28 protein-coding genes are annotated in these 26665 nt (G+C 66.0%); 11 read left to right on the plus strand and 17 right to left on the minus strand.

The genetic code is table 11. The annotated features are described in order from the left end of the window. Positions 1–65: 65 nt before the first annotated feature. Both KUV81_RS09490 and KUV81_RS09495 read right to left on the minus strand, forming a co-directional pair. Entirely contained in the window at positions 66–305 is a 240-nt protein-coding gene (locus KUV81_RS09490) for a hypothetical protein (protein WP_222543624.1), read from the minus strand. Positions 306–494: 189 nt separating this feature from the next. Continuing rightward, the gene (locus tag KUV81_RS09495; protein ID WP_222543625.1) at positions 495–806 is read right to left on the minus strand and encodes a DUF3622 domain-containing protein; all 312 of its coding nucleotides are present in this window, start codon (positions 804–806) and stop codon (positions 495–497) included. 402 nt (positions 807–1208) lie between these two features. Between KUV81_RS09495 and KUV81_RS09500 the strand changes: the two genes are divergently transcribed. Beyond that, complete coding sequence (locus KUV81_RS09500; protein ID WP_222543626.1) at positions 1209–1769, plus strand: hypothetical protein; 561 nt, start codon at positions 1209–1211, stop codon at positions 1767–1769. A 43-nt stretch (positions 1770–1812) separates the two neighbouring features. Here KUV81_RS09500 and KUV81_RS09505 read toward each other — a convergent pair whose 3' ends face one another. The 10 genes from KUV81_RS09505 to KUV81_RS09550 form a co-directional block, all read right to left on the minus strand. Further along, the gene (locus KUV81_RS09505; RefSeq protein WP_222543627.1) at positions 1813–2652 is read right to left on the minus strand and encodes a DUF4437 domain-containing protein; all 840 of its coding nucleotides are present in this window, start codon (positions 2650–2652) and stop codon (positions 1813–1815) included. 185 nt (positions 2653–2837) lie between these two features. After that, on the minus strand, positions 2838–3152 hold the full coding sequence (locus tag KUV81_RS09510; RefSeq protein WP_222543628.1) for a helix-turn-helix domain-containing protein: 315 nt from the start codon (positions 3150–3152) through the stop codon (positions 2838–2840). A gap of 302 nt (positions 3153–3454) precedes the next feature. After that, positions 3455–3652: a hypothetical protein gene (locus KUV81_RS09515; RefSeq protein ID WP_222543629.1), complete on the minus strand. Its 198-nt coding sequence runs from the start codon at positions 3650–3652 to the stop codon at positions 3455–3457. Then, entirely contained in the window at positions 3649–3891 is a 243-nt protein-coding gene (locus KUV81_RS09520; RefSeq protein ID WP_222543630.1) for a hypothetical protein, read from the minus strand. The genes KUV81_RS09515 and KUV81_RS09520 overlap by 4 nt, the downstream gene beginning before the upstream one ends. Continuing rightward, positions 3888–4169 (minus strand): hypothetical protein, encoded by a 282-nt coding sequence (locus KUV81_RS09525; protein ID WP_222543631.1) that lies wholly within the window; start codon positions 4167–4169, stop codon positions 3888–3890. The genes KUV81_RS09520 and KUV81_RS09525 overlap by 4 nt, the downstream gene beginning before the upstream one ends. Then, a complete protein-coding gene (locus KUV81_RS09530; protein WP_222543632.1) occupies positions 4166–4324 on the minus strand; it encodes a hypothetical protein in 159 nt (52 codons plus the stop codon). Before KUV81_RS09530 ends, KUV81_RS09525 begins: the two co-directional genes overlap by 4 nt. Positions 4325–4378: 54 nt before the next feature. Then, complete coding sequence (locus tag KUV81_RS09535; protein ID WP_222543633.1) at positions 4379–5107, minus strand: hypothetical protein; 729 nt, start codon at positions 5105–5107, stop codon at positions 4379–4381. 38 nt (positions 5108–5145) lie between these two features. Further along, entirely contained in the window at positions 5146–5562 is a 417-nt protein-coding gene (locus tag KUV81_RS09540; protein WP_222543634.1) for a hypothetical protein, read from the minus strand. 265 nt (positions 5563–5827) lie between these two features. Next, positions 5828–6394, minus strand: coding sequence for a redoxin domain-containing protein (locus tag KUV81_RS09545; RefSeq protein ID WP_222543635.1), 567 nt, complete (start codon positions 6392–6394; stop codon positions 5828–5830). 10 nt (positions 6395–6404) lie between these two features. Beyond that, a complete protein-coding gene (locus tag KUV81_RS09550; protein ID WP_222543636.1) occupies positions 6405–6986 on the minus strand; it encodes an NAD(P)H-dependent oxidoreductase in 582 nt (193 codons plus the stop codon). A gap of 147 nt (positions 6987–7133) precedes the next feature. On the opposite strand from KUV81_RS09550, the gene KUV81_RS09555 reads away from it, so the two are divergent. Then, on the plus strand, positions 7134–7499 hold the full coding sequence (locus tag KUV81_RS09555) for a winged helix-turn-helix transcriptional regulator (protein ID WP_222543637.1): 366 nt from the start codon (positions 7134–7136) through the stop codon (positions 7497–7499). 3 nt (positions 7500–7502) lie between these two features. On the opposite strand, the gene KUV81_RS09560 is transcribed toward KUV81_RS09555, so the two are convergent. The 4 genes from KUV81_RS09560 to KUV81_RS09575 all read right to left on the minus strand — a co-directional run bounded on the left by KUV81_RS09560 (position 7503) and on the right by KUV81_RS09575 (position 11780). After that, positions 7503–8729 (minus strand): hypothetical protein, encoded by a 1227-nt coding sequence (locus KUV81_RS09560; RefSeq protein ID WP_222543638.1) that lies wholly within the window; start codon positions 8727–8729, stop codon positions 7503–7505. Positions 8730–8841: 112 nt separating this feature from the next. After that, positions 8842–10224: an NAD(P)(+) transhydrogenase (Re/Si-specific) subunit beta gene (locus KUV81_RS09565; protein ID WP_222543639.1), complete on the minus strand. Its 1383-nt coding sequence runs from the start codon at positions 10222–10224 to the stop codon at positions 8842–8844. Positions 10225–10230: 6 nt separating this feature from the next. Next, positions 10231–10506, minus strand: coding sequence for an NAD(P) transhydrogenase subunit alpha (locus KUV81_RS09570; RefSeq protein ID WP_222543640.1), 276 nt, complete (start codon positions 10504–10506; stop codon positions 10231–10233). After that, positions 10506–11780, minus strand: a complete 1275-nt coding sequence (locus KUV81_RS09575; RefSeq protein ID WP_315900065.1) for a Re/Si-specific NAD(P)(+) transhydrogenase subunit alpha — start codon at positions 11778–11780, stop codon at positions 10506–10508. Before KUV81_RS09575 ends, KUV81_RS09570 begins: the two co-directional genes overlap by 1 nt. Before the next feature lie 220 nt (positions 11781–12000). Between KUV81_RS09575 and KUV81_RS09580 the strand changes: the two genes are divergently transcribed. The 9 genes from KUV81_RS09580 (at position 12001) to KUV81_RS09620 (ending at position 22935) form a co-directional block, all read left to right on the plus strand. Then, positions 12001–13806 (plus strand): assimilatory sulfite reductase (NADPH) flavoprotein subunit, encoded by a 1806-nt coding sequence (locus tag KUV81_RS09580; protein WP_222543641.1) that lies wholly within the window; start codon positions 12001–12003, stop codon positions 13804–13806. Further along, the gene (gene cysI, locus KUV81_RS09585) at positions 13806–15539 is read left to right on the plus strand and encodes an assimilatory sulfite reductase (NADPH) hemoprotein subunit (RefSeq protein ID WP_222543642.1); all 1734 of its coding nucleotides are present in this window, start codon (positions 13806–13808) and stop codon (positions 15537–15539) included. The genes KUV81_RS09580 and cysI overlap by 1 nt, the downstream gene beginning before the upstream one ends. 11 nt (positions 15540–15550) lie before the next feature. After that, on the plus strand, positions 15551–16291 hold the full coding sequence (locus KUV81_RS09590; RefSeq protein ID WP_222543643.1) for a phosphoadenylyl-sulfate reductase: 741 nt from the start codon (positions 15551–15553) through the stop codon (positions 16289–16291). A 136-nt stretch (positions 16292–16427) separates the two neighbouring features. After that, on the plus strand, positions 16428–18299 hold the full coding sequence (locus KUV81_RS09595; RefSeq protein WP_222543644.1) for a methyl-accepting chemotaxis protein: 1872 nt from the start codon (positions 16428–16430) through the stop codon (positions 18297–18299). A 145-nt stretch (positions 18300–18444) separates the two neighbouring features. Further along, positions 18445–20319 (plus strand): methyl-accepting chemotaxis protein, encoded by a 1875-nt coding sequence (locus KUV81_RS09600; protein WP_222543645.1) that lies wholly within the window; start codon positions 18445–18447, stop codon positions 20317–20319. A gap of 188 nt (positions 20320–20507) precedes the next feature. Next, a complete protein-coding gene (locus KUV81_RS09605) occupies positions 20508–21248 on the plus strand; it encodes a TerC family protein (protein ID WP_222543646.1) in 741 nt (246 codons plus the stop codon). Further along, positions 21245–21853, plus strand: coding sequence for a GNAT family N-acetyltransferase (locus KUV81_RS09610; RefSeq protein ID WP_222543647.1), 609 nt, complete (start codon positions 21245–21247; stop codon positions 21851–21853). The genes KUV81_RS09605 and KUV81_RS09610 overlap by 4 nt, the downstream gene beginning before the upstream one ends. Before the next feature lie 24 nt (positions 21854–21877). Further along, positions 21878–22393, plus strand: coding sequence for a DUF2937 family protein (locus KUV81_RS09615; protein WP_222543648.1), 516 nt, complete (start codon positions 21878–21880; stop codon positions 22391–22393). Positions 22394–22473: 80 nt separating this feature from the next. Then, positions 22474–22935, plus strand: coding sequence for a rhodanese-like domain-containing protein (locus KUV81_RS09620; protein ID WP_222543649.1), 462 nt, complete (start codon positions 22474–22476; stop codon positions 22933–22935). Between the two features lie 108 nt (positions 22936–23043). Here the strand turns inward: KUV81_RS09620 and KUV81_RS09625 are convergent, their stop codons facing one another. Continuing rightward, entirely contained in the window at positions 23044–26220 is a 3177-nt protein-coding gene (locus tag KUV81_RS09625) for an HD domain-containing phosphohydrolase (RefSeq protein WP_222543650.1), read from the minus strand. Between the last annotated feature and the right edge of the window lie 445 nt (positions 26221–26665).

The raw sequence follows: 26665 nt of genomic DNA on the forward strand, positions 1-26665 counted from the left end.
CTGTTTGGGGGTGGGTCCGGCCATTATGCCCGCTCAGGGGGGCGAGGCAATGATGATCGCGGCGGTCAGTCCCGGTGGGCCTGGAGAGGCGGGTGGGGGACCTTGGCGGTCAGCTTCTTCAGGCAGTAGTCGTAGGCGATCTGCGCCCGCTGGCGGCACTGGGGATCCGATTCCTCGCCCAGCTTGACGCACTGGCTCCAGGCACGCCGGGCCATCCGCTGGCAGCGCCACTCCACCGCCGCCAGATCCGGCGCCGGGGCATCGCTCAGCCCAAGGCTGCCCAGCAGTAACAGGGTGGTGATCATCTGCGCTCCAAAACGGGACCGGTGCCGACCATTGGAGTGCATTGTTGCCGCCAGGTAAATCCCGGGTTTGGCAAAGTGTCGCCCCGGTCAAAAAGCGGGCGGGCGGGGATGAACAGGCTTTGCTGGTTTTGAGGCGGGCCGGTGGTGGGTCGAGGGGCAAAAGAAACGGCGCCCTGGGGCGCCGCGGTGTTACTGGTCGAACTCGTCGTCTTCGTCCTGGGCCTTAGCCTCACGCTCGGCCTGCTTCTTGGCCGCCTGGCGCAGGGCCTGGGCTTCGCGCTCGGTGCGTTGCACCGCTTTGCGCTCGTTGCGCTGGGCCTGCTGCTGCTGGAAGCTTGCCAGGGTCTGCTCGCCCCACTGGCGCGCTTCGGCTTCGGAGCCAAACCCCGCCTGGTGCTGGGTCACCTTGCTCTTGCGGTTGGAGATCTTGCGGACAATCTCGGCTGTCCACTCACCGCCGTTGTCGACAACGCGCAGTTCGTACTTTTTGCCTTGGGCCATCTTGCTGTCGGTCCTGAATGGGAAAAGGGCGGCCGGGGCCGCGATGAGGCCATCGGGGATGGCCGTCAGGACGCGCCGGGCACGGCGCGGGGGCACAGTATACACCGGGGGCCGGCGCGGGGGTAAGGTTCAGCGAGCTGAACGGCGCTCAATTCGGGCGTGGTGGCACAACCCAGGCCATAGGTTGTTACCAATAATCGGGCAGAACATCGGTGCGGAGCACCGGGCAACCCATTGAAAGTAAAAGGCCGTTTTCTCAACCCCACGCTAAAAGTGTAAGGTATTGATTTGTATTGATTTGTGTCTCTATCCGTTCGAGGCGATAGCGGCGGTAATGCACTAGTATCAACCTTTACTTCGCACGGCCAGTTTGGGCCGAAAGGCGAAGCTAAAGAGGTTGTTATGAGACTGTCTGCTTTGCTCGTTGTTTCAACCACTTTGCTCCTTGGCGCGGCGCCCCTTCAAGCGGCCAAATCTGGCGGCGGCAAACACTTCGTGCTCAACCTGGTCGGCGCCGGTGGCATGTACGAAAGTACGGTGCCGGATATCGATGGCGACGGGGTGGACGACCCGGCGATCTGCTTCGACATTGAACTGATCAATGGCAAAAACCGGCAACTGATTGGCACGGCCACCGATTGCCTGTCCAATGTAACCCCCACAGGAACCGGGGTGGCCCTGGTGGGCACCACCTACTTCCATTTGCCTCAGGGGATGCTGGTCACCCGGGGCAATACCAGCGTGCAGCCGGTGCTGCACCCCACCATGACCCCTTCAGGCCAACTGGTTACCCACGTTACCGGCGCGTCCGGCACCGGCAACGGCGTGCTGATGGGAACCGGGCGCTTTGCCGGGGCCAGCGGCACCGTGCGCCTGTCCGGCATGGTGGACATGTCGATGTTCGGCGGCGGCCCCGGGGACCCCATCGGCTTCGACTGCCTGTTCGTGATTGACCTTTATTGAGGCCAAACCCCGGCTGCGTTGGCAGCCGGGATCCGGCGCCGCCTCAGTTCGATGACAGCCGGTAGGTGCCGTCAGTGCGCAGGTAGATAAGCCCGCCTTGCTCGGACGCCAACTGGTGTTCAAAGGCACCGCGGGAGCCGAAGTAGCTGCCGGCGCCCAGGGCGCTGGCCCCGTCCCGCTCGGCGGAGCGGTAGCTCAGGGAGCCCTGGATCACCACGGCGCGAAACTCCTCGGCGTCGGCCACCAGGCGGCCCTGGAAGCCGGCGGGCAGGCGAATTAGGGTGCCGCCCATGGCGCCGGGGCTGGGATCGCCCCAGAGTTCGGCCAGTGCAGTGCCCTCGGCGTCCAGTTCGGGCCGCTGGGCTTGGTCCACCCACACCAGATTGTTGGCGTGCAGGTTCAGGGGGCGCTCGCCGTTGTCGAACTGCTCGCTGGAGGGCTGAACCAGGTAGGGACCGCTGTCGATCTCCAGGTAGATGAGGTTGTGCTCGGCGTTGGCGGCGGTGATGTGGTCCTCACCAGCGGGCTGGGTCCAGAAGGAGCCTTTGGGCATCCACATCCGCCGGGCGTCCGGATCGTCGTTGTGCATCAGCCCCTCGATCACCACCCCGCGGTAGGTGATGTTGTGGATGTGCGGCGGCGAGGCGAAGCCCTTGTTGAAGCGCACCAGCATCCCGGTGGCACTGTCGGTGGTGCGATCCCCCCACAGATCCGCGGCCCCGGGGCTCAGCTTGCCCCGCAGGGGGTTGAGGTAGCCCCACTGAATGTCGTCGGCGGCCACCACCTCGGAGCGGGGCTCATCGGCGGCCAGCAGCGGCGCGGCCAGCATCGGCGCGGCCAACAGGGCAAGGGCCAGGGGGATCAGTCGGGTGGTCTGTTGCATCACGGGCTCCGGGACAGGGTCGATTCAGTGGTGGCCATGTTAGGAGCTTACTCGCTGGGGAAACACCCCGCGCATCGAGATTCAGTTTCCCGCTTTTTTGGATAATGGTGCGGTGATTGATGGTGATTTGATGGAGGTTAAGCCTCGATATACGAGCAAGCCCCACCGGAGTGGGGCCTGGAGAGTCAGTCGCGCAGCTGTTTCCGCAGGGTCAGGAGCGATTCCAGGGCCTCCTCCGGAGGGCGTTCGCTCTCCTTGCCCAGAGTCTGGTTGTAGTCTCCCAGGGCGATCATCGCGCGCACGTCGAGCTTGGCGATCAGCATCGCCCGCAGCATCGCCAGGGCCGGGCCATCGGCCTGGACATTGCCCCGGCGCCAGCGGCGAATGCTCTCCGGGTGGACATTGAACAGGGCGGCGACCTGGGCCACGGAGAGCCCGGTTTCGGCCATCGCCTTGTCCAGGATCAGGCTGGCTTCGGTGGGTTGCGTGGGTAGTGCCATGACGGTTCCTTCTCGGTGCTTCTGTGGCGATTTTACAACGTCCTGTTGCCCGTGTGGAGGGGCTGGGCAAGCGAAGCGCGAAAATGGCGATGCAGCGGAAAGGGTGCCGCCCGGTGAACCCCAGGGGCGGCGCTGGCTTTTGCTTGTGGTTCTGCCGGGTTATTGGCGGGGACCCGGTAACCCGCTGGCGTTGGGGTGGAACCCGAACCCGCTCTAGGTGAGGGTTCGGCCCGCTCCCCACAGCAGTGGGCCCTCCCTGCCATCAGACAGCCCACTGAAAAAGGATGACGAAGTTTGCGCTGTTAGCGGCGTTGGCCCTGGGCCGACAACCATTCGTCCAGGCACTGTTGTGAGTGACGGGTCAGGGCATGGGCGGCGCGCAGCCGTTCGGCGCTTGGCGGGCCGGAGAGGGCCTGCCCGGCGATGAGGTGGGCAAGGGCTCGCTCCAACGCTTCGATGGCCGCACGCATCCGCGCCTGCTGGGGTGTCATGGTGGTCATGGCTGAGTCTCCAACCAACGGGGGAGCAAGGCGCTGGCCAGGGCCGGAGTCAGCGGCTGCGCTTCGCCGTTGAACGGACGGATCCGCCAGCCCCGGCCGGGCGTGCACCAGAAGCTGGCCAGTTGCCGGCCCTCGGGTCGGCTGAGCAGGTAGTGGCAGCGAGGCGCACCCCGCCCGGCGTCGGCGAATTTCAGATCCAGGTTGTGCAGTTCGGCCAGGGCCATCATCTGGTTCATCATCCCTGGGGTTCCCCCTCGCACTCTTGCCGCGCCATCTGGCCGTTGTGGTGGCGCTTGGCCATCTCCTCCAGGTAGGTCATGGCATCGCCAATGTCTCCCTTGCTGGCGGCCTGGGTGTAGTGCTCGCACAGCGCGTTGTTACTCAGGGTGTGGGCACTGGTGGTGGCGCAGCCGGTCAGCAGGGCCAGCCCCAGGATAACCCCCTTGACCAGCACCACAGTGAACAGCACCGGCCGGATCTTGGCCCAGGCGAGGGATCGGGTTTTTTCGTGTTTCATGATGGATACGCTCCGGATTGAGCTGCGCCATGGCGCCAGCTGAGCCAGTCCAGCAGCGCCACCAGGGCGACCGCCAGTGCCGTGGCACTGAGGATGCTGGCCAGCAGCTGATCATGGTGGGGCAGGGTGGTGATCCACGCTTGCAGTGGTGCCATGGCAAGGGCCTCCGATGTGTCAGTGGGTGGGGGCGCGCCTGGCGCCCCCTGGGGTCAGAAGTGCAGGTTGAGGCCCACCACGAAGGCGTCATCCGTGGGGCGGCCATCGTACTGGGTGGAGGTCAGGCGGAAGTAGGGGGTGAAGCTGCTGTCACCGAAGTTACGCAGGCCGACCTCCAGTTCGGTTTCCCGCTCCAGTTCGTACCCCACGGCGTACTTGTAGTCGCTGTTCATCTCGTAAAACTCCGAGTGCACTAGGGAGACGTAGGCGCTGCCATTGTCGTAGCCCAGACCGAAGCGCAGGGAGCCCAGCGAGGAGCGCTCGTCGGTGGTGAGTACCTCGCCCTGGGCAGGGTAGCTGGGCAGATGGCCGGTGTGGCCATCCAGCGGGGTGGGCCGCAGGGGCAGCTCGCGCTCGGCGCCATGGGTCACCTGCCAATCGTGGCGGTACTGGAAGGCCACGCCCCAGTGGGAGTCGTAGATCTGCTGGATGACCCCCACCTGGGCGCGGATAACGTCGCCGGACTGATACTGGTCGCGGTCGCGACTGTTGACGATGTAGGCGCCATGAAGATCCAGCGCGGTGTCCTTGTCCTGCAGGGCACGCCAATAGGCCCCCATCTCCAGGTAATCGAAGTGGTGGTCCGACTCCAGGTAGATCACGGCGTCGTCGTTGAGGTTCGAGCTCAGGCTGAACTCGCCGACGGCTTTGGTGGCGGCCAGGGCGCTGCCGGAGGCGGTGGCCATCAGGGTGGCCAGGGCGGTCAGTTTCAGGTGTGTCATGGTGAATGCTCAGTGGTGGTTTGAGGTTGGGCTGACCGTCAGTTCAAGACGGTGTAGCCCTCGTTGATCAGACATTGGCGGGTGACGTGGCGCTGTTCCGCCTCGTGGTGTTTCTCCGCCCCACGGCGGTTGGCGCTGCCCCGCAGCAGGCCCACGGAGGCCCCCACGGCGGCACCGGTCTTGGCGGCGGAGGAGCCGGAGTTGCCGGAGATGGCCCCGGCGGCGGCGCCCACGGCACCGGCTCGGGCGGCGGACTTCACCCCATCCTCCAGGACGCCGTCGACCTCCGGAGCCTGGACCCCGGCGGCCAACTGCTCACACCGGTGGATCGCGGCGTTGATGTCGTGGTCGCTCTGGCCCTCCTGGGGCTGCACCACCAGGCCAAAGGTGTTGGCGTGGACGGTCCCTGCGGTCAGGGACAGCAGAAGCAGAGCGGCGCGGGTCAAGGTCTTCATCGGTTGGCTCCTTGGCGTGAGCGGTGTCTTGGGTTGATTGATTTGTGCGTCATATATTCAACATGGTGATTTAATAAGGCAACACAGTGTTGCTTCTAATTTGGCTGTGGCGTGAGGGCGATCAAAAAAACGGCGGGATCCGACCGGCTAAGATGAGGGCGGGTTCAGCTGGGATTCAGTGCTTGGGGCGGGGAAGAGGGCGCAGGAGCGGGAGGGAAAACCAAAAAAAGGCGGCCCGAGGGCCGCCCTGTTGCGTGGGGAAGACTTAGCGGTATTGCAGCTCGGAGTGTTCGTCCTTACGGGTGCCGCGGATGGGGTAGTGGTTGTCCGGATCCCGGATCCAGCGCAGGCCGTTGACCAGGGCCTGAAGCTCGGGACGGACGAAGGGGTTGTTGGACAGGTCCACCACGTGCAGGTTGCCCTCCTCGTTAACCACGAACAGCCCGGGCTCGGCAAAGTTGTGGTCGGTCTCCTGCTCGGAGCGGGGCAGGGAGACGTAGACCCCCAGGGCGTCCATCTGGGCCTGGGTCAGGCCGTAGGCCAGGGGGAAGCCCACCTCGAGCCGGGTCTTGTGGTCCGCCAGCTGGGCCTGGGAGTCGGCGGACACGGCCAGGATGTCGACACCGATCGCCAGCAGCTCTTCGCGAAAGCCCTCCAGCTGGTTGAGGTACTTGGTGCACAGGGGGCAGTGACGGCCACGGTACACCACCACCATCTGCCAGTTGGTGCCGGTGCCGGGGCGCGGCTGGCCCAGGCGGACGCTGTCGCCCTCGAAAGTGGTGACGTGCAGCTCCGGGAAGCGGTCGCCGGCGGCAAGTTTGTTCTGGTCCATCAGGGGCTCCTTAGAGGTAGGGGGTCAGGTGCTGTTGGAAACGGATGAGGTCCCGCTCGGTGTCCGGGTTTTTCATCACATCAAAACTAGCAAAGGTGGGCAGGCCCGCCATGCCGAAAAAGCGGAAGTTCATGTGCATGGGGAACATGAGATCGTCCACCCCCTTGCCCTCGAACAGGAACTGGTCCGGATCGTCGAAGGCCGCCGCGGGGGCGTTGAAGGTCAGGGACATCAGGTAGCGGGTGCCATCAAGCTGGCCGCCGCTGCCGTACTGGGCACGGGCGTCCTCCCGGCTGCGGCCGTCCCCGGCGCACAGCTGGCCCATCATGCCGGCGGTGTAGACCTCATCCATGTATTTCTTGAACGACCAGGGAACCCCCATCCAGTTCACCGGGATCTGCAGGATCACCAGATCCGCCCAGAGGTGCTTCTCAATCTCGGTCTCAATGTCATAGGACTCGGTCATGGTGGTGGTCTGCACCGCGTGGCCTTTACCCCGGGCCAGCTCCGCGGCCAGGTCCACCATGGCGCCGCTGAGCTTGCCTTCGGAGAAGGGGTAGGGTTGATGGGTGTTGATGATCAGCACGTTCATTGTCGTGGCTCCTGTTGGCATAAAGGGGGCCGTGGCCCGATGGCGCCCATTCTGGTACCCTGTGGTTACCAACGTCAACCAGTGTACTTTTTGTAACCTTGGTTCGAGGGCGCCGATGGCGGCGCCCCACCGGGAGGAGATCTCACTATGACCGACCCTTTAGCCCGGGTGGAAACCAACGCCCAGGGCCAGAAACGGGCCATCGCCCCCTGCCTGGAACCCTGCCCCATCGAGCGGGGGATGCGGATCATCGGCGGCAAGTGGAAAGGCTCCATCCTCTGGCATCTGAAGGACGAGCCGGTGCGCTTTAATGACCTGGCGCGGATGCTGGGCGGGGCCAGCAAGAAGATGGTCAACCAGCGGCTTAAGGAGATGGAGGAGCAGGGCCTGATCCTGCGCGAGGTGCTCAGCGACCGGCCGGTGGCGGTGGCCTACCGGATCACCGACTTTGGCCGCTCCAGCCTGGCGATCCTGGAGCAGCTGAAAACCTGGGCCGAGACCCACGACATCTGAGCCCTACTGCTGGCGCAGGGGCTCCATAGGGATGGGCACCTCGAACACGGTGGCCGCCACCCCCATCCCCCCTTCGCAGCTGTTGGGCGGGTAGGTGGGCACGTAGTTCTTGCGCGCTGAGGGCACCCCGGTGGCCCAGAACATGTAGCCCAGCATCCCCGGCGTGGTGCCGGCCCCGTTGGGGGCCACGGTGTGGACATAGGCCTCGTGGGCTTTCTGCTCCGAGCCGTCGAAGTCGGTGCAGTTGTCCATGTTGCCCTTGAGGAAGAGCCCGCCGGTGAACCGGTTGGGGGCCTTGGGGGGGATCTTGGGATCATAGGTGGGCATGCCATCCACGTGCTCCTGCCAGTGGCTGGGGGTGCCGGAGGCCCGGTGCACCATGGCGTTGGCGTAATCCAGCACCGGGTTGGCGTTGTCCAGCCAGTGCGTGGTGGCGTGGCGATTGAGATCCTGCAGGTAGCGGCCGCCGGCGGCCAGATCGATGGTCAGCCGCGCTGCGGGGTTGGCGCCGGAGGGGTCGTAGGGGTGCACGCTGCGGTAGGCGTCGATAAAGGCCTGCAGACCGGTCAGGTTGGGGTCGCTGGCGTTCTCGTAGTCGATCTCCATGCCGACGCCGAAGAAGGCGGCGATGGCCGCGGCGTTGAGCCCCAGCTGGGTGGCGTCCTGGGCCAGGGCCTGGTCCCAGAAGTCCACGTAGGTGATGCCGCCGATGGACATCATCACCCGGATCTGCCGATCCTTGAAGTAGTCCACCACCGCCTGGGTCATCCCCACCGGCACCCCGCTGGCCGGATCGGCGCTGTCCATGGCCAGCACCTCCAGCGGCTGCAGGAAGCTGAGCACCACCAGGTTGACCGAGGGGCGGCCGTCGCCGCGGTCGATGATCCAGCGGTTGGTCTGATCAAACTCGTCCATGTCCCGCACCAGGCTCCAGTCGGCGTAGTGGTTACCGGCGTGCCAGACGCCGAAGATCTGCATCGGTGTGCGCTCCAGTGGCGGCTCGGTGCCGGGGTCTTCGCACTGGCCCTGATCCGCCCAGGTGGGTTTGTGGGTGCCGGGGGTGACCCCCAGGCTGGTGCGCTTGGCCTGCCAGTGGTGGCCCTGGTGGGTCACCCGGTCCCGGCGCTGGTACTCGGTGGCGCTGTCCCACAGCGGTTCGGTGCAGGCGGCGTGCAGTTCGGGAACCAACAACAACAGGGGCAAAACCAACAGTCGAGACAGGGGGCGCATGGCAGGGCCCTCGGGCCGGGATGGGGTAGGGCACAGGATAGTTGCCCCCCGGTGGGACGGCGCAAAAAAACGGCCCCGATTGGGGCCGTTTTGAGTCAAAGGATAAGCGCGATCAGCCGGCTTCTTTGAGGGAACCGGTCAGCTCGACGATCGCCTTCTTGCCGTCGCCGAACAGCATCAGGCTGTTGTCCATGGCAAACAGGGGGTTGGGCAGGCCGGCAAAGCCGGGGCTCAGGGAGCGTTTGACCACCACCACGGTCTTGGCCTTGTCGACGTTCAGAATGGGCATGCCGTAGATGGGGCTGCCTTTGTCTTCCCGGGCCATGGGGTTGGTCACGTCGTTGGCGCCGATGACGATGGCCACGTCGGTCTGCTCGAACTGAGGGTTGATCTCGTCCATCTCCACCAGCTGCTCGTAGGGCACTTCCGCTTCCGCCAGCAGCACGTTCATGTGCCCCGGCATCCGGCCGGCCACCGGGTGGATGGCGTACTTGACGTCGGTGCCGCGCTCCTGGAGCACGTCGGCCAGCTCCCGCACCGCGTGCTGGGCCTGGGCCATGGCCAGGCCGTAACCGGGCACGATCACCACCCGCTCGGCGGTCTCCAGCAGCATGCCCACTTCGTCCGGGGAGGAGGACTTCACCTTGCCGGCGTAGATCTCGTCGGCGTCGACGGTCTCGCCGCCTTCCGCCATCACCCCGAACAGCACGTTGGTCAGGGAGCGGTTCATCGCCTTACACATGATGCGGGTGAGGATGAGGCCGGAGGCGCCCACCAGGGAGCCGGAGATGATCAGCACGGTGTTGCCGCTGATGAAACCGGCGGTGGCCGCCGCGATCCCGGAGTAGGAGTTCAGCAGGGCGATCACCACCGGCATGTCGGCGCCACCGATGGGCAGCACCAGCACCAGACCCAGCAGGATGGCCACGGTCACCAGGGCGTAGATCCACAGGTGGTTGGTGGGCTCCAGCACGGTCATGGCCACCAGGCCCAGACCTGCCAGCAGCAGGGCGCCGTTGAGCAGGGTATTGCCGGGCACCTTGATGGGGTTGCCGGAGATCTTCTCACTGAGTTTGCCGAAGGCCACGAAGGAGCCGGACAGGGTCACCGAGCCGATCAGCACCGTGATGCCGATGGAGATCAGCGCCACCAGGGAGGTGGCCGCCGCCGGGTCCCAGGCGTTGGCCAGGGCCACGAACAGCGAAGCGCCGCCGCCGAAGCCGTTGAGCATCGCCACCATCTCGGGCATGGAGGTCATCTGCACGGTGCGGGCCATGATGGCGCCGATGGCACCCCCGGCCACCATGCCGGCGATGATCCACTCGTAGCTGACGATGTTACGGTCCAGCAGGGTGATCACCACGGCGATCAGCATACCGATGCTGGAGAGGCGGTTGCCCAGCACCGCGGTGCGGGGCTTGGTCAGGTTCTTGATGCCGAGGATGAACAGTACCGCGGCCACCAGGTAACTGGAATAAATCAACATGTCGCTCATCGGTCCTTACTTCCTCTTGAACATCGCCAGCATGCGGTTGGTGACCATGTAGCCACCCACCACGTTGATGGTGGCCAGGGTCACGGCCACAAAGCCCAGGATGTTGACCAGCGGACCGGAGTCGGAGCCGGCGGCCAGCAGGGCCCCCACCAGGGTGATGCCGGAGATGGCGTTGGAGGCGGACATCAGCGGGGTGTGCAGGGTCGGCGGGACCTTGGTGATCAGCTCCACCCCCAAAAACAGGGCCACCACGAAAATGGTGATCAGCAGCATCAGTTCCATCAGTTGGCTTCCTTCTGTGAATCGGTGGCCTCGGCCGGGGCGGCCGGCTCGGCGGGTTCGATGGCGGGCAGGCCCAGCAGATCCCGCAGGCGGGCACTGACCACTTCGCCCTCTTTGGCGATGGTGACGTCGCGGATGATCTCATCCTCGAAGTCCCAGTTCAGCTCACCGTCCTTGGCCATCAGCATCAGCAGGTTGGTCAGGTTGGTGCCGAACATCTGGCTGGCGTGGTTGGGCACGGTGGCGGCGAAGTTCTTGGGACCGAGGATGGTGACACCGTGGTGCACCACCACTTCGCCCGCTTCGGTCAGTTCGCAGTTGCCGCCGGTTTCTGCGGCGAGATCGATGATCACCGCACCGGGTTTCATCTGCATCAGCTGGGCCTCGGTGATCAGCACCGGGGCTTTGCGGCCGGGGATGGCGGCGGTGGTGATCACCACATCCTGCTGGGCCAGCACGTCGGCCATCGCCTGCTGCTGCTTGGCGATGAACTCGGCGGACTGCTCCTTGGCGTAGCCGCCGGAGGTCTCGGTGTCTTCCGCTTCGATGTTCAGCTCCACCGGACGGGCGCCGACGGAGAGGATCTGCTCCCGGGCTGCCGGGCGGATGTCGTAGGCTTCCACCACGGCGCCCAGGCGCTTGGCGGTGGCACAGGCCTGCAGGCCCGCCACGCCCACCCCCATGATAAAGACGCGAGCGGGCTTCAAAGTGCCGGCGGCGGTCATCATCATCGGGAACAGCTGGTGGGAGTGGGTGGCGCCCAGCAGGGCGGCCTTGTAGCCGGCAATGGTGGCGTTACTGGACAGTACGTCCATCGCCTGGGCCCGGGTGATGCGGGGCACCAGCTCCAGCGCCACGCCGTTGATGCCGGCGTCCGCCAGCTTCTGGGCCACCTGGGGCCCGGACAGGGGATCCATCATGGCCACCAGGGTCTGGCCCCGGGTCAGGTGCGGCAGCAGGGCGTCGAGTTCGTCCCCGCGACCATGGTGGGTCAGGACCACGGCGGCGTCTTTCAGGGTCTCGGCGCGGTCGGCGATCACGGCACCGGCCTCCACGTAGCGCGCGTCGTCAAAACCGGCGGCTTCCCCGGCACCGGCCTCCACGGCGATGCTCAGGCCGGCCTGAGTCAGCTTGCTGACGTTGGCGGGGATCAGTGCCACTCGGGTTTCCCCGGGGTAGATCTCCTTGATCACTGCGATCTTCACGAAGCGGTCCTCTTCTTCATTGAGCACCCGGGTCACAATCTCGGGTGCGGGCTCTGTGATGGGTGGCACAGTTTCCCATGCCCTGTGCGGTTGGCGGAAGTCCTCGCCATACACCTGCCTACGATAGGGGCAATCGGAAAAACAATTTCTTGTTTTACTTCACATAGTGTGAATTTTAAACACGAGATTAATATTCTATTTGGTTATAAAAATTCGGTAATCAATCTTTTTTATAAATACTCGCACTGCCTACCCTGTAGCCACACCAACAGGACCAGTAGGCGATTCGATGTTGTTAAAGGAGTTTGAAGCCGGGGCCGGCATGCTGGCCCCGGAGCAGATCCAGACCTTGCGCGCCCTCGCAGCGGAGCTCAATCCGGTGCAGGCGGCCTGGATCAGCGGTTACCTGGCGGCGGTGGCCAACCAGGGCGCCGTCCCCGCCGCCGCGGCGGTGGCACCGGCGGCCCAGAGCGCCGCCCCCCTGACCATCCTCTATGGCAGCCAGACCGGCAACAGCCGCTCGGTGGCCACCGCGCTGGCGGATCAGGCCCGTGCCCAGGGGGTCGAGGTCACTCTGGTCTCCATGGCCCAGTACAAGCCGCGCCAGCTCAAAAGCGAGCGCCAGCTGCTGCTGGTGGTGAGCACCCACGGCGAGGGGGATCCGCCGGACGACGCCATCGCCTTCCACAAGTTTCTCTTCTCCGCCCGGGCCCCCAAACTGTCGGAGCTCAAGTACAGCGTCCTGGCGCTGGGGGACTCCAGTTACGATCACTTCTGCCAGACCGGGAAGGAATTCGACCTTCGTCTGGCGGAGCTGGGCGCCCAGCGTCTGGCCGAGCGGGTGGACTGCGACGTCGACTTCGAGGACAGCGCCGAGCAGTGGCAGGGGGAGGTGCTCAGCCAGCTGGACACCGGCACCGCCCAGGGCCCCGCAGCCGCCCAGGGGCTTTCCGCTGCGATAGTGCCCTTTGCCAGCACCAGCAGTTACAGCCGCGCCAACCCCTTCCCGGCGCCTTTGCTGCTCAGTCAGAAGATCACCGGTCGCGGTTCGGTCAAGGACACCCGCCACGTGGAGCTCAGCCTGGAGGACTCCGGCCTGCGCTACCAGCCCGGCGATGCCCTGGGGGTGTGGATGGACAACGATCCGGCGCTGGTCAGCCAGCTGCTGGAGGCCACCGAACTGGATGGTGAGACTCCGGTGACGGTCAAAGCCGGCGAAGTCAGCCTGCGCCAGGCCCTGACCGACACCTTCGAGCTGACCCTGCTGCACCCGGCCCTGGTCAAGGGTTGGGCAGAGCTGGCGGGCGATGAGGCGCTGAACACGACGGTGGCGGACGATGAGGCCCTCAAGGCGCTCATCAAATCGCACCAGCTTATCGATCTGGCCCGTCGTTATCCGGCAAGCCCCAGTGCCGAGCAGCTGGTGGGGCTGTTGCGCAAGCTGACCCCACGGCTCTACTCCATCGCCTCCTCCCAGGCGGAGGTGGAGGAGGAGGTGCACCTGACCGTGGCCCTGGTGGCCGACCAGCGGGACGGTGAGGATCGCCTGGGCACCGTCAGTGGCGCCTTCGCCCGCCGCCTGGAGGCCGGTGCCGAGGTGCGGGTCTACGTCGAGCCCAACGACAACTTCCGCCTGCCCGAGTCGGACGACACCCCGGTGATCATGATCGGCCCCGGCACCGGCGTGGCGCCGTTTCGTGCCTTTATGCAGGAGCGCGAGGCCCGGGGCGCCGAGGGCGACAACTGGCTGCTGTTCGGCAACCCCACCTTCACCGAGGACTTCCTCTACCAGGTGGAGTGGCAGGGCTACGTCGACAGTGGCCTGCTGGCCCGCATCGACCTGGCCTTCTCCCGGGACCAGGCTCACAAGATCTACGTCCAGGACCGCGTCCGTGAGCAGGGCGCCGAGCTGTTCGCCTGGCTGGAGCGGGGTGCCCACCTCTATCTCTGTGGTGACGCCGAACGCATGGCCAAGGACGTGGAAGCGGCCCTGGTTGAGGTGATCGCCGAACAGGGCAACCGCAGCGTCGAGGACGCCGAACACTACCTGGCGCAGTTGCGCGAAGCCAAGCGCTATCAGAAGGACGTGTACTGATGAGCAACGAACACAGACTGCCCGCCGAGCTGGCGCCCCTGGTGGTCCAGGGCACCCTGGCGGACAACGAACGGATCAAGGGCCAAAGCCAGCTGCTGCGGGGCACTATCGCCGAGGATCTCAAAGATCCGCTGACCGGCGGCTTCACCGCCGACAACTTCCAGCTGATCCGCTTCCACGGCATGTACCAACAGGACGACCGCGACATCCGCGCCGAGCGGGCCGAGCAGAAGCTCGAGCCCCTGCACACCGTGATGCTGCGGGCCCGGATGCCCGGCGGGGTGATCACCCCCAGCCAGTGGCTGGCCATCGACGCCTTTGCCGCCGAGCACACCCACGCCGGCAGCATCCGCCTGACCACCCGCCAGACCTTCCAGTTCCATGGGGTGCTCAAGCGGGACATCAAGCAGATGCACCAGACGCTGAACCGCATCGGCATTGACTCCATCGCCACCGCCGGCGACGTGAACCGCAACGTGCTGTGCACCTCCAACCCGGAGCAGTCGGAACTGCATACCGAGGCCTACGAGTGGGCCAAGAAGATCTCCGAACACCTGCTGCCGAAAACCCGGGCCTACGCCGAGATCTGGCTGGACGGCGAGAAGGTGGAGAGCACCGAAGAGGAGGAGCCGATCCTCGGCAAGACCTACCTGCCGCGCAAGTTCAAGACCACGGTGGTGGTGCCGCCCCACAACGACGTGGACCTGCACGCCAACGACATGAACTTTGTGGCCATCGCCGAGCAGGGCAAGCTGGTGGGCTTCAACCTGCTGGTGGGCGGCGGCCTGGCGATGACCCACGGCGACGAAAGCACCTACCCGCGCACCGCCGACGAGTTCGGCTTCCTGCCCCTGGACAAGACCCTGGAGGTGGCCGCCGCCGTGGTGACCACCCAGCGGGATCTGGGCAACCGGGTCAACCGCAAGAACGCCAAGACCAAGTACACCCTGGACCGGGTGGGGCTGGAGGTGTTCAAGGCAGAGGTGGAGCGCCGCGCCGACTGGGCCTTCGAACCGACCCGTCCCTACCGCCTCACCGGCCGCGGCGACGCCTTTGGCTGGACCGCGGGCATCGATGGCAAGCACAACCTGACCCTCTTTATCGAGAACGGCCGGCTGCTGGATACCCCCGGCAAACCGCTGAAAAGCGGCATGGCCGCCATCGCCCGGGTGCACCAGGGCGAGTTCCGCATGACCGCCAACCAGAACCTGGTGGTGGCCGGGGTGGCCGAAGCCGACAAGGCGGCCATCGAGGCCCTGGCTCGGGAGCACGGCCTGATCAACGACGGCCACTCCAACCAGCGCAAGAGCGCCATGGCCTGTGTCTCCCTGCCCACCTGCCCCCTGGCGATGGCGGAGGCGGAGCGCTTCCTGCCCGATTTCGTCGACCGCCTGGACGGGGTGCTGGCCCAGCACGGGGTGCCGGACGAGGCGATCATCTTCCGGGTCACCGGCTGCCCCAACGGCTGTGGCCGCGCCATGCTGGCGGAGGTGGGCCTGGTGGGTAAGGGCCCGGGCAAGTACAACCTCCACCTGGGGGGGAACCTGAGCGGCACCCGCATTCCCAAGCTGTACCGGGAGAACCTGGACGAGGACGCCATCCTGGCGGAGCTCGACGGGCTGATCGGCCAATGGGTGGCCCAGCGCCAGGACGGCGAAAGCTTCGGGGATTTTGTGCTTCGCGCCGGCATCGTCGCCCCCGTGGTGGTGCCCAAGCAGGATTTCTACGCCTAAGGAGCGTCGTGATGGCCAGTCAAGCCTTGACCCAACTGTCCCAGCGCCGGGCCGATCGCACCAGTGCGGCCGAGCTGGCCCAGCTCAATCGGGAGCTGGCCCCCCTGACCGCCCAGGAGCGGGTGGCCTGGGGCCTGGAAAACCTGCCCGGCGAGCACGCCCTCTCCTCCAGCTTTGGGGTGCAGGCGGCGGTGATGCTCCGGCTGGTGACCGAGCAGGCCCCCGGGATCCCGGTGATCCTCACCGACACCGGGCATCTGTTCCCCGAGACCTACCGCTTTATCGATGAGCTGACCGAGCGGCTGGATCTCAATCTTCAGGTGTACCGGGCGGCGCTCTCCCCGGCCTGGCAGATCGCCCGCTTCGGTCAGGAGTGGGAGCAGGGCCAGGACGGCATCGACCGCTACAATCGCCGCAACAAGGTGGAACCGATGCAGCGGGCGCTGGAGGAGCTGAACATCGGCAGCTGGTTTGCCGGGCTGCGCCGCGAGCAGGCCAGCAGCCGGGCCGAGCTGCCCTTCCTCGACGTCCGCTCCGGTCGCTTCAAGCTGCTGCCGATCCTCGACTGGAACAACAAGCGGGTGCACGAGTTCCTGCAGCAGCACGAACTGCCCTACCACCCGCTGTGGCATGAGGGGTACGTCTCCGTGGGGGACGTGCACACCAGTCGGCCGCTGGAGCTGGGGATGAGCGAGGAGGAGACCCGCTTTTTCGGCCTCAAGCGGGAGTGCGGTTTGCACTACGAGATCTGAGCGTCACCTGTCCTCACAAAAGCGGCTTCGGCCGCTTTTTTTCTGAGTTAACTCAATGAGGAAAGCAAAACCGCCGCAGCGCGGTCTAGGATGAGAATGGTCTGAATGGATCTCAACCCCGACAAGGAGTGTCCCGGTGCTGACCCTTAGTGAACGCCTGATGGCGCGGCTGCCGTTTCGCCACAAGTTTGCCCTGCTGGCGCTGTTTCTGCTGATCCCCCTATTAAGCTTGCTGCTCCCCCAGCTTGGCCACAGCCAGGCGCAACTGGCCAAGCTGGCCCAGGCCCGCCAGTGGCAGGCCCAACTGGCCGAACTGCTGCCGCTGTGGGACGCCCAGAGCCGGCGCGATCGTTTGCTGCTGCAGACCCAATACCAGGACAGCGGCCACCCGGAGATCGCCCCCCTCTCCCCGGCACTGGAAGCGGCCCTGGTGCGCCATCCCAACTTCCCCTTCGACGGCCAGGGATTGTCGGATCCGGACCAGGTGGACCTCTGGCTGCGCCGCCAGCTGCAGGGCAGTGGCCTGCAAAGCCTGGTGCAGCGTCCCGCCGAGGCGCAGATCTGGGCCCTGGCGCTGCCGGCCTGGCAACTGGAGCTGGCCCGGGTGCAGGCCCAGACCGGCGCCCTGTTGCACCTGGGGCGTTTCACCCCGGATCTCTACCTGGCCCTGACCGCCCAGCATGAGCGCCTCAGCCGCCAGCTGCGCCGCCTGCAGGCCGCCTCCGTGGCCCAGACCGAGGGCCCTGTGGCGGAGCTGCTGCCCTCGTTGGAGCGCTACCTGGTGCGGGTGAAGCGGGACTTTATCGACGCCGACGCCATCACGGCCCAGCCGGATCTGCTGGCCCAGGAGCGGGCCCTGAGTGAGGCACTGAGCCAGGCCCTGGGCCACCTCTCCGCCCAACTGGCCGGGGAACTGGCCGAGGCTCATCGCGCCCTGGTGTGGCAGCGGGGAGTCCAGCTGGCGGTGCTGGCCATCGGGCTGATGGGCTTTGTGCTGCTGGCCGCCGGTTTCTACCGGCACATGAGCGCCATGGTGGCCGCCACCGGGCGGGCCACCGCCGCCTTTGTCGAGGGGGATCTCAGCGTCCGGGTGCCGCCCCGGGGCGCCGATGAACTGCACCGCATCGGCGAACACTTCAACAGCCTGGCCTTGGGCACCGCCGCCTTGGTGGACGAGCTGGAGCGCACCGCCACGGCCCTCAATGAGCAGGGCAGCGACTTGCTGGCGGCGGCGGGGGAGTCGGAACGGGCGGTGCGTCATCAGCAGGGGGAGCTGGGGCAGATTGCCGAGGCCAATGGCGCCCTGGCGGGCCATGCCCGACAACTGGCCGGGGACGCCAGCCACAGCCAGGACACCCTGGAGGCCCTGGCTCGGGAGATGAACGACGGCCTGACGGTGATGACCCAGGCCCGGGCCCAGGTGGGTGAGGTGGTCAGTGAGATCCGCTCGGCGGAACAGGTGGTGGCGGAGCTGGCCCGCACCTCCGAGGAGATCGACACCGTGGTGCAGGTGATCGCCCAGATCGCCGATCAGACCAACCTGCTGGCGCTCAACGCCGCCATCGAGGCAGCCCGGGCCGGGGAGCACGGCCGGGGCTTTGCCGTGGTGGCGGAGGAGGTGCGGGCCCTGGCCAGCAAAACCGCCGACTCCACCCAGCGGATCCACGGCATGATTGAGGCGGTGGTGGCGGGCACCGAGCGGACGGTACACGCCATGGCCCGCTCCACCGAGCAGGTGGGGGCCACCGTGGATACCGTGGACCAGCTGGGCCAGGCCCTAGGCCGGTTGGAGCAGGGCCTGGCGGAACTGGCCCAGTTGCAGCGGCGCACCGTGGCCAGCAGCGCCGAACAGGCGGCCCTGACCGGCGAGGTCAGCGAAGGTCTGGGGCAGGTTCAGGGCCAGATGGCCCAGGCGGTGGTGGCCAGTGAGCAGACCATGGCCAGCAGCGGCGAGCTGCAGCAGCGGGCGGCCCAGCTGGATGCCCTGCTGGGCCGTTATCGCCGCTGAGGTTGGACCTGACGCCCGGCGCCGCTGCCGGGCGTGATCCCGCTCAAACAAGCTCAGTCATCTGTAAGTTTTTATCTTGATATTTCAGTGGGTTTTGTAAGATGGGCGGCCGTTTTTCCCCCCAGCCGCCAAGCCGCAGGACCCCATGAGCCTCAAGCACCGATTGCAGGCGTTCATCGCCACCGTGGTGATCGCCGCCAGTTTGATCCAGACCGGCCTGATCCTCAGCCGATACCAAGAGCAGCGCGAAACCCAGATCGCCCAGCACAGCGCCGCCCTGATGGCCACCTTCCAGCAGCAGTTTGACGCCTGGTTGGGACTGCGGGCCCGTACCGTCTCCCAGATGGCCCCCCAACTGGCCGACCAGGCGCTGAGCCCCGAGGTGTTCCACCTGTTGGCTCAAAGCGCCGAGGTGACCCGCCTCTACGCCGGTTACGCCGAGGGGCGCATCGTCTGGGATGACTTGGTCAATCCGCCGCCGAACATCGATCTCTCTCAGCGCCCCTGGTACCGGGACGCCATGGCCGCCGGCCGCCTCATCATGACCGCGCCCTACCAGGACGTCGGTGGCAGTGGCGGCATGGTGGTCAGCCTGGCGGCCCCCTTCGACGGCGCCCACCAGGGGGTGATCGCCGCGGACATCACCATCGATGCCCTGGCCCGTCTGGCCACCGAGGCACTGCCGGCCCAGCAGGGCCAGTTGATGCTGCTGGACGGCAGCGAGCGGCTGCTCACCCACGCGGACAGCGCCCGCCTGCTGACCCCCCTGGCTCAGCATTACCCGGAGCTGGACCAAAGCGCGCTGGACCGTTTGGCCCGCAGCAACGAAATGATCAGCCTGACCCTGGACGGTCGCGACACCCTGGTGCGGGTGGGCAACCTGCCGGGCAGCGACTGGCAGCTGGTGGTGGCCCTGGATGAGACCTACGCCAATCAGGCCACGGTGGCCATGATGCAGCGGGCCGGGGTGATCACCCTGGGGCTCATCCTGTTCGTCGCCCTGGCCACCGCCTGGCTGCTGCACCTGTTGTTCAAGCCGGTGGAGCAACTGGAGGCGGCGATCCTGGACCTGGCCCAGGGGGAGGGGGATCTCAGCCGCCGCCTGCCGGTGCTGCGGGAGGATGAGATTGGCCGGGTGTCCCTGCGCCTCAACGGCTTCGTCGCCCACCTGGCCGCCATGGTCACCGCCATCGGTGAGCGCAGCGATCGGTTGCTGGGCCGGGCCCGGGACAACCACGGCATGGCGGAGCAGCAACAGCAGGCGGTGGCGCGCCAGCATCATCAGCTCGACCAGGTGGCCAGCGCAGTGACCGAGATGGCCGCCAGTGCCAACGAGGTGGCCCAGGGCGCCGCTGCCACCGCCGAGGCGGCCCAGGACGCCGCCGGGGCCTGTGCCGATGGCCAGCGGGTGATCGGCCGCTCCAGCGAGGCCAGCACCGACCTGGCCCGCCAGATCGGCCACAGCGCCGAGGTGATCGGCCAGCTGGAGAGCCACGCTCAGCAGATCAACCAGGTGCTGGTGACCATCCAGACCATCGCCGAGCAGACCAACCTGCTGGCCCTGAACGCCGCCATTGAAGCGGCCCGGGCCGGGGAGCAGGGCCGGGGCTTTGCCGTGGTGGCGGATGAGGTGCGGGTGCTGTCCCAGCGGACCCACGCCTCCACCGAGGAGATCCGCCAGATGATCGAGTCGCTGCAGGCCACCAGCCAGGAGGCGGTGGACGCCATGGCCCGGGGCACCGAGCTGGCGGACGCCAGCGCCGAGGAGGCCCAGCAGGCCCGCACCAGCCTGGACAGCATCACGGTGGCCATCACCCAGATCTCCACCATGGCCACCCAGATCGCCGCCGCCGCCGAGCAGCAGCGCGGGGTGAGCGCCGAACTCTCCGCCAACGCCGTGGAGATCCGCGACGACAGCCTCAAGCTGGCCAGCCACGGCGACGCCCTGGGCCAGATCTCCGCCGAGATGGAGGAGGACACCCTGGCCCTCAAGCGCCAGGTGGAACACTTCAAGCTCTGACGCGTCGGGCCCCGATCGGGGCCCGCGCTCCCCTTCGCGCCGCAAAAACCCGCTGCTCTGCCCGTCGCTTGCGCCAAATGGCAACAGGGCGATCACCAAGCTAAACAGAATTTCATGGTTAACCCGTTGCCAGGATTGAAAAAAAGGCGTTAGATAAGGTTTTCAATCCTCAGGTGCATCTGATCACCATGTTTGACTGGATCTACAGCCCGGAAGCCTGGATCGCCCTGGCGACCCTGACCTCTCTTGAGATCGTTCTGGGCATCGACAACATCATCTTTATCTCCATCCTGGTGTCCCGCCTGCCGGAGCGTCAGCGCGACTTTGCCCGTCGCCTGGGGCTGGGTCTGGCGATGGTGACCCGTTTGGCGCTGCTGTTCTCCCTGACCTGGGTGATGGGGCTGACCGACTCGCTGTTCAGCGTGTTCGGCCAGGGGATCTCCGGCCGGGATCTGATCCTGGTGGGCGGCGGTCTCTTCCTGCTGGCCAAGGCCACCCATGAGATCCACAACAGCCTGGAGGGGGAGAGCGAGGCGCACAGCAGCTCCGGCACCGCCAGCATGGGGATGATCCTGGTGCAGATCGCCATCCTCGACGTGGTGTTCTCCCTCGACTCGGTGATCACCGCGGTGGGGCTGGCGGATCAGATCATGGTGATGGCCATCGCCATCGTCATCGCCGTCGGCGTGATGCTGTTCTCCGCCAAGGCGATCGGCGAGTTCGTCGACAGCCACCCCACGGTGAAGATGCTGGCCCTCTCCTTCCTGGTGCTGGTGGGGATGACCCTGATCGCCGAAGGCTTCGAAGTGCACATTCCCAAGGGCTACGTCTACTTCGCCATGGCCTTCTCGGTGGCGGTGGAGATGCTCAATCTCAAGATGCGCAAGCGGCGCGCCGAACCGGTCAAGTTGCGCAAGCCCATCGAATGAGCGCCCTGCTGGCCGTCCCTCGCCTGTCTACGCCCCGGAGCCTGGTTACCCTGCTCAGTCCGGTGGCCGAGGACGCGGCGAAGATGGCCCGCTACTGCCGCGACAACCGCACCCACCTGGCCCCCTGGGAGCCGACCCGTGACGACAGCTGGTACTGCGAGCGGACCTGGCTGACCCGGCTGGACGGCCAGTGGCAACAGTTCGAACGTTGCACCGCCCTCTCCCTGGTGGCCCTGGACCCACAGGGCGAGGCGGTGATCGCCGTGGTCAACCTCAGCGGCATCGAGGGCGGGGTGCGGCAAAGCGCCCGCGTCGGCTACTCCGTCGCCCAGCATCGTCAAGGAGCGGGGCTGGCCACCGAAGTGGTGGGGGCGGTGGTGGACTACGCCTTCGACACCCTCAAGCTGCACCGCATTGAAGCCTGTGTGCAGCCCCACAACCTCGCCAGTGTTGCCGTGCTGGCCCGCCTGGGATTTCGCCGCGAAGGCTTCGCCCCACAGTACCTCAAGATCAACGGCCGCTGGCAGGATCACATCCTCACTGCCCGGTTGAGCCCCAACGCCCTCGCCGTTCCCTCAACGCCCGACGCCATTCTGTCGCCCTGAGCAGGCACACCCCAAGGAGACCCCATGTTCAAGGATTACGCCCGACTCACCCTGTTTCTCTGTTGCGTGCTGATGGGCGTGCAGATCCCCGGTGTGATGCACCTCTACCAGCAGCGCCTCGATGCGCACCTCAAGGAGGCGCGGCAGAACCTCAGCGGGTTCCAGGCCACCGCCGACCGTCATTTCGACGGCGATCTCACCGCCTTGGTGACCCACTACCGCGACAGCCAGGACGCGGTGTTTCGCCAGGACGCCGACTCCGTGGCCCTCATCGTCGGGCGGGTCAGCCTGCTGGAGGCGGAGCAGGCCGCCATGGCCGGCGGCCAGTTTCGCCAGGCCTGGCATCTGGTCAGCGGCGCCGACGCCAGCCTGCGCCAGGACGCCCTGGCCCACTATCGCTACCAGGTGTTGCTGACCCCCACGGCCATCGGCTGGGGTCTGGGCCTGGCCCTGCTGTTGAGCGTGATGTTGGAGCTGATGCTGAGGCCGTTTTTCGGCGGCCGTTCGGCCCCCAAAAGGGCGGTTCCCGGCAAAAGTTGAATCGGGTTTGCGCTAGGTCAAGGCCCTTTGATGTCAGGGATCTACCTTGAAATTAGGCCCCCTTTTTGAGGAGTTCACCCATGAAACCCGTGCTGCAATGGCTGACCCTGATCTTGGTGCTGCTGGTGACCGCCCTGTGCAGCCGCTCCCTCGGGGCCGAGCCCCTGGACAAGGCCGGCTACCTGGCCACCCAGGCCACCGGGGTCCAAAGCCTCAGTGCCGAGCAGCTGCGCGCCAAACTGGACGCCGGCGAAGCGCTGGTGATCCTGGATGTGCGCAGCCTCTATGAGAGGGAAAACGGCCGCACCCTCACCGATAACGAGGTGCACATTCCCCGGGGGTTCCTGGAGTTCAAGGCCTGGGACAAGCTGCCCCGGGACAAGACGGTGGTGGTCTATTGCGGCACCGGCGCCCGCAGCCGCCTGGCCACGGACACCCTGCTGGCCATGGGCTGGGAGCGGGTGGTGAACCTGGATGGGGGGATCACCGGCTTTTACGAGTCCGTGGGGGAAGAGTGCGGCTGTGTGGAGCTGCCTTTCTGAATCCGGGACTTCGGCTTGCCTGAGCGCCCAAACCCGATGACCTCTCCTGTCTTAAGCGGCCCCTTTGTGGGCCGCTGTTCTCTGCGCGGTTGAGCCCGTCGTTGGCGGCTAGGCCGCCGCCTCTTCGTCGTCGCTCAAGTACTGGCTGATGTCCACCGGATCGATCTGCTCGGCCGGCAGGTAGGCCTCGGCGTAGCGCAGGTAGGTGCCGCTGGTGAGGAACAGCTCGAACAGCGCCCGGTCGAAGTGCCGGTTCAGCGCCATCTTGTGCATGATGTCGATGGCCACGGACAGGGGTTTGGCGCGTTTGTAGGGCCGGTCTGAGGCGGTGAGGGCCTCGAAGATGTCCGCCAGCACCAGGATCTGCTCCGGCACCGACAGCTGCGCCTCGGTGAGACCGCGGGGATACCCCCGGCCATCCAGGGTCTCGTGGTGGGTGGTGGCGTAGCGGGGCACCCGTTTGAGCTCCGGCGGGAAGGGCAGGCTCTCCAGCATCTTGATGCCACTGACCATGTGCTCGTTGATGCGGTAGCGGTCCTCGGCGGTGAGGGTGCCCCGGCCAATGCTCAGGTTGTACAGCTCCCCCAGGTTCTGCTCCAGCGCCGGAGGCCGCAGGGTGATCCCCAGCGCCTCGTCCGTCGTCCGATCCTGGCGGGCTTGGATCTTGTGCTCGGGCCGATCGGCCAGCAGCGGCTCGGTGGCCGGCAAGGGCTGGCCCTCGTCCTGCAGCAGGCTCTCCTCCTGGGGGGAGAGGCCGAGGCGATCGTCGAAGTGGCGGACCCAGGTCTGGGCGCCGATGGCGTGCAGCTCGGCCACCTTGTCCGGATCGAAATACTCCCCGCCGACATTGCACTGGGCGACAAAGGCGAATTGCTGCTGCAGCTGCTGTTGGCGCGCCTCGAGCGCCCGGGTGATCTCTTCCGCTTGTGCGGGGGCCTCGGCTTGAGCCTTGAGGGCACTGATCTCCGCATCCCGCCACAACACTTCGAAGCGCATCCGCACCTCGTGGATGCGGTTGTAGATTGCTTCGAGCTTGCTGCCCTTGTCGACGATGTGGTCGGGGGTGGTGATCTTGCCGCAATCGTGCAGCCAGGCGGCGATGCGAAACTCCCGGCGCTCATCCTCGTTGGCGAAGGCGAAATCGGCGAAGGGGCCCGCCTGGCTCTGCTCCACCGCCTCGGCCAGCATCGCCCCCAGCTCCGGCACCCGGTTGCAGTGACCGGCGGTGTAGGGGGACTTGTCGTCGATGGCGTTGGCAATCAGCTTGATGAAGGACTCGATAAAGGCCTGCTGCGCCTGCTCATGGGCATGGATGGTGGCCGCCATCTGGTTGACCGATTGGGACAGATCGTCGATCTCCTTGATCTGGGTCTTGACCCGCTGCACCTCGTCAAACCGGCGCCCCTCGATCTTCAGCGTCTCGTGGCGCAACTGCAGTATGGGCCGGACGATGGGCCGGCTGCACAGCCAGGCCAGGGGCAGTAACAGGATGATGACGCCAGCGGTGATCAGCACCGAGGGGGTGATCCGCTCGGTCACTAATTTCTGAACAAAGGCCTCGGGGATGGCCACCGCGATGTAGTCCTTTACCTGGTTCAGATCCCCCACCTGCTCCACATAGAGGTAGGCGGGTTGGTCGCTGAGGGTGCGACGCTGCAGGGTGCCCAGGCCCCGACCGCTGTCGACGATATCGAGGATCGCCTTATGGGGCACGGTGCTGGCGAACTTGGCGCTGGGCCGGCCGTGCTCCGCCTGCAGCCACTTCTCCTTCAGCGCCTGACGCTGGGCCGGACTGATGTTGTCCAGCGCCCGGTTGAGGATCTCCTGCAGCTCCGGCCGGTCGTGACTGACCACCATGTAGAAGTCACCGTCGTAGCGGTTGTTGATGTCGCTCAGGGTGTCGTGAAGCTGGGCATCAACAAAGAAATACTGGGAGATCTTGTATTTGAGCACCTCGTCCGAGTCGATGATGCCGTCGATCCGGTTGGCCCTCAGGGCATCGAAGGCGGGCTTGAGATCGCTGAACTCGACGATCTCCAGTTGCGGGTAGTCGGCCTTGAGGGCGGGGATGATGGACCAGCCGGCGATGATACCCAGTCGCTTGCCCTGCCACTGATGCAGGGCGCTGATGGGGGCCTGGGGCCGGGTCATCAGGGCGAAGGGCATCCGGTAGATGGGCTGGGTGAAGCGCCCCAGGTGACGACTGCCCAGGTTGCGCTGCAGCGAGTGAAAGACGTCGATGTCGCCGTCGATAAAGCCGCGCCGCAACTGATCCCAGCTCTGGCCGTTGCTGAAGTTGAACTCGATGCCGGTCATCTCGCTGATCAGGGCAAAGAGATCGATGGCGTAGCCCTTGGGTACCCCGCCCAGGGTAAAGTCCATCGGCTCCCAGGCGTCCTGGTTGGAGACGCGAAGCGTGCCCAGGTTGGCCAGGTACTGCTGTTGCTCTGCGGTGAGCGTGAGCGGCTTGGAGGGGGGCAGAGGCACCTCGGAGGGCACCGTCTGGTTGGTGGCCAGGATCTCGCCGTTCTGGTCGAAGAAGTAGGCCTCCGCGGTGGCGTCCACTTCATGGTGACGGGCGTAGTCCGCGAACTTTCGGGCAACGGAGGAGAGCACCACGTCGATCCCCACCACCACCTCGGAATCCCCCACACGCTGGGCGTAGGTCTGGCCGTTGATCTCCAGACTGTGGAACAGATAGGGCGCGGTTTTGTAGGTGCCGCTTTGCATCGCCCCCTTGTACCAGGGCCGCTGATGGGGAGCGTAGTTGTCCGACTCCTGGTGGCGGTCGGTTTCTCTCAGCGCGGCGTCCAACAGGCGGGTGGTACGCAGGCGCTTGGCCGAGTCGGCGGGGTAGTGGATGACGGCCCAGCGGTCGTCCGGGGCAGCGCCCATCTTGTCCCGCACCAACTGGGAGGAATGCAGGTTCAGCACCTGCACAAAGCGGCCATCGCCATAGCCGAAGTAGGCGCTGTAGAACAGGGGATTGCCCTCAAGGGCCTGAATGAGCAGGGACTGCTGGCGGGCCTCCTGATCCGGCGTCAGGGCCTCCTGGGCCACCTGGGCCAGCAACTGGGCGGCATAGTTGGCCTCATCATCGAGCGTTCGGATCTCGCTGGAGACCGCCTTGCTGGTCAGGGAGAGGCGGTCCACCAGGCCGGCTTTGGTCATCTCCTGGGTGAAGTAGTACTGCAGGCTGAGGCCCACCAGGCCGGTGAGCAGCGTTGCCAGGATCAGTAATCCCCCAACGGTGATGCGGATCGAAAACTTGCGGCCCTTCGCCATCGCGTGCTCCCTGCAGTGTGTTGGCTGTCCCTCGCGAGATTGTTCGATTATTGCACTGCCTACCGGGTGCGGCAATCCGGCTATGGCCTTAATTTTATTGAGGTTAGTTTGTCTTTGTTCGCTAATTTCCCGTGGTGCCACTATTGTTCGTCGCGCTCAGCACTTCACCGAGGTCGCAGAGGTATTGCGGGGACTGCCCCGCGGCAGGTCAGGGGACAGGTCCCCCGACACCCCCTAATGCCTCCGGGCGGCGAGTCTCCTCGCTCGGCGCGCCTTGCCGCGCCACTCTGGCCGGACTCGAATCCTTCTCGGCCAGCCACTCGGGCCATCCTTGGCCCTCGGTGGCGCTCTAAGTCGCTTTCACTCGGCACCGCCAGTCGACGATGTTTGGGGGTGTTTTCCCGCCTTAGTGTTCGTTGGCTGAAGAGCGAGAGCGCCAGTCGTG

The sequence above is a fragment of the Ferrimonas balearica genome (assembly GCF_019802085.1).
Classification (GTDB): Bacteria; Pseudomonadota; Gammaproteobacteria; order Enterobacterales; family Shewanellaceae; genus Ferrimonas; species Ferrimonas balearica_B.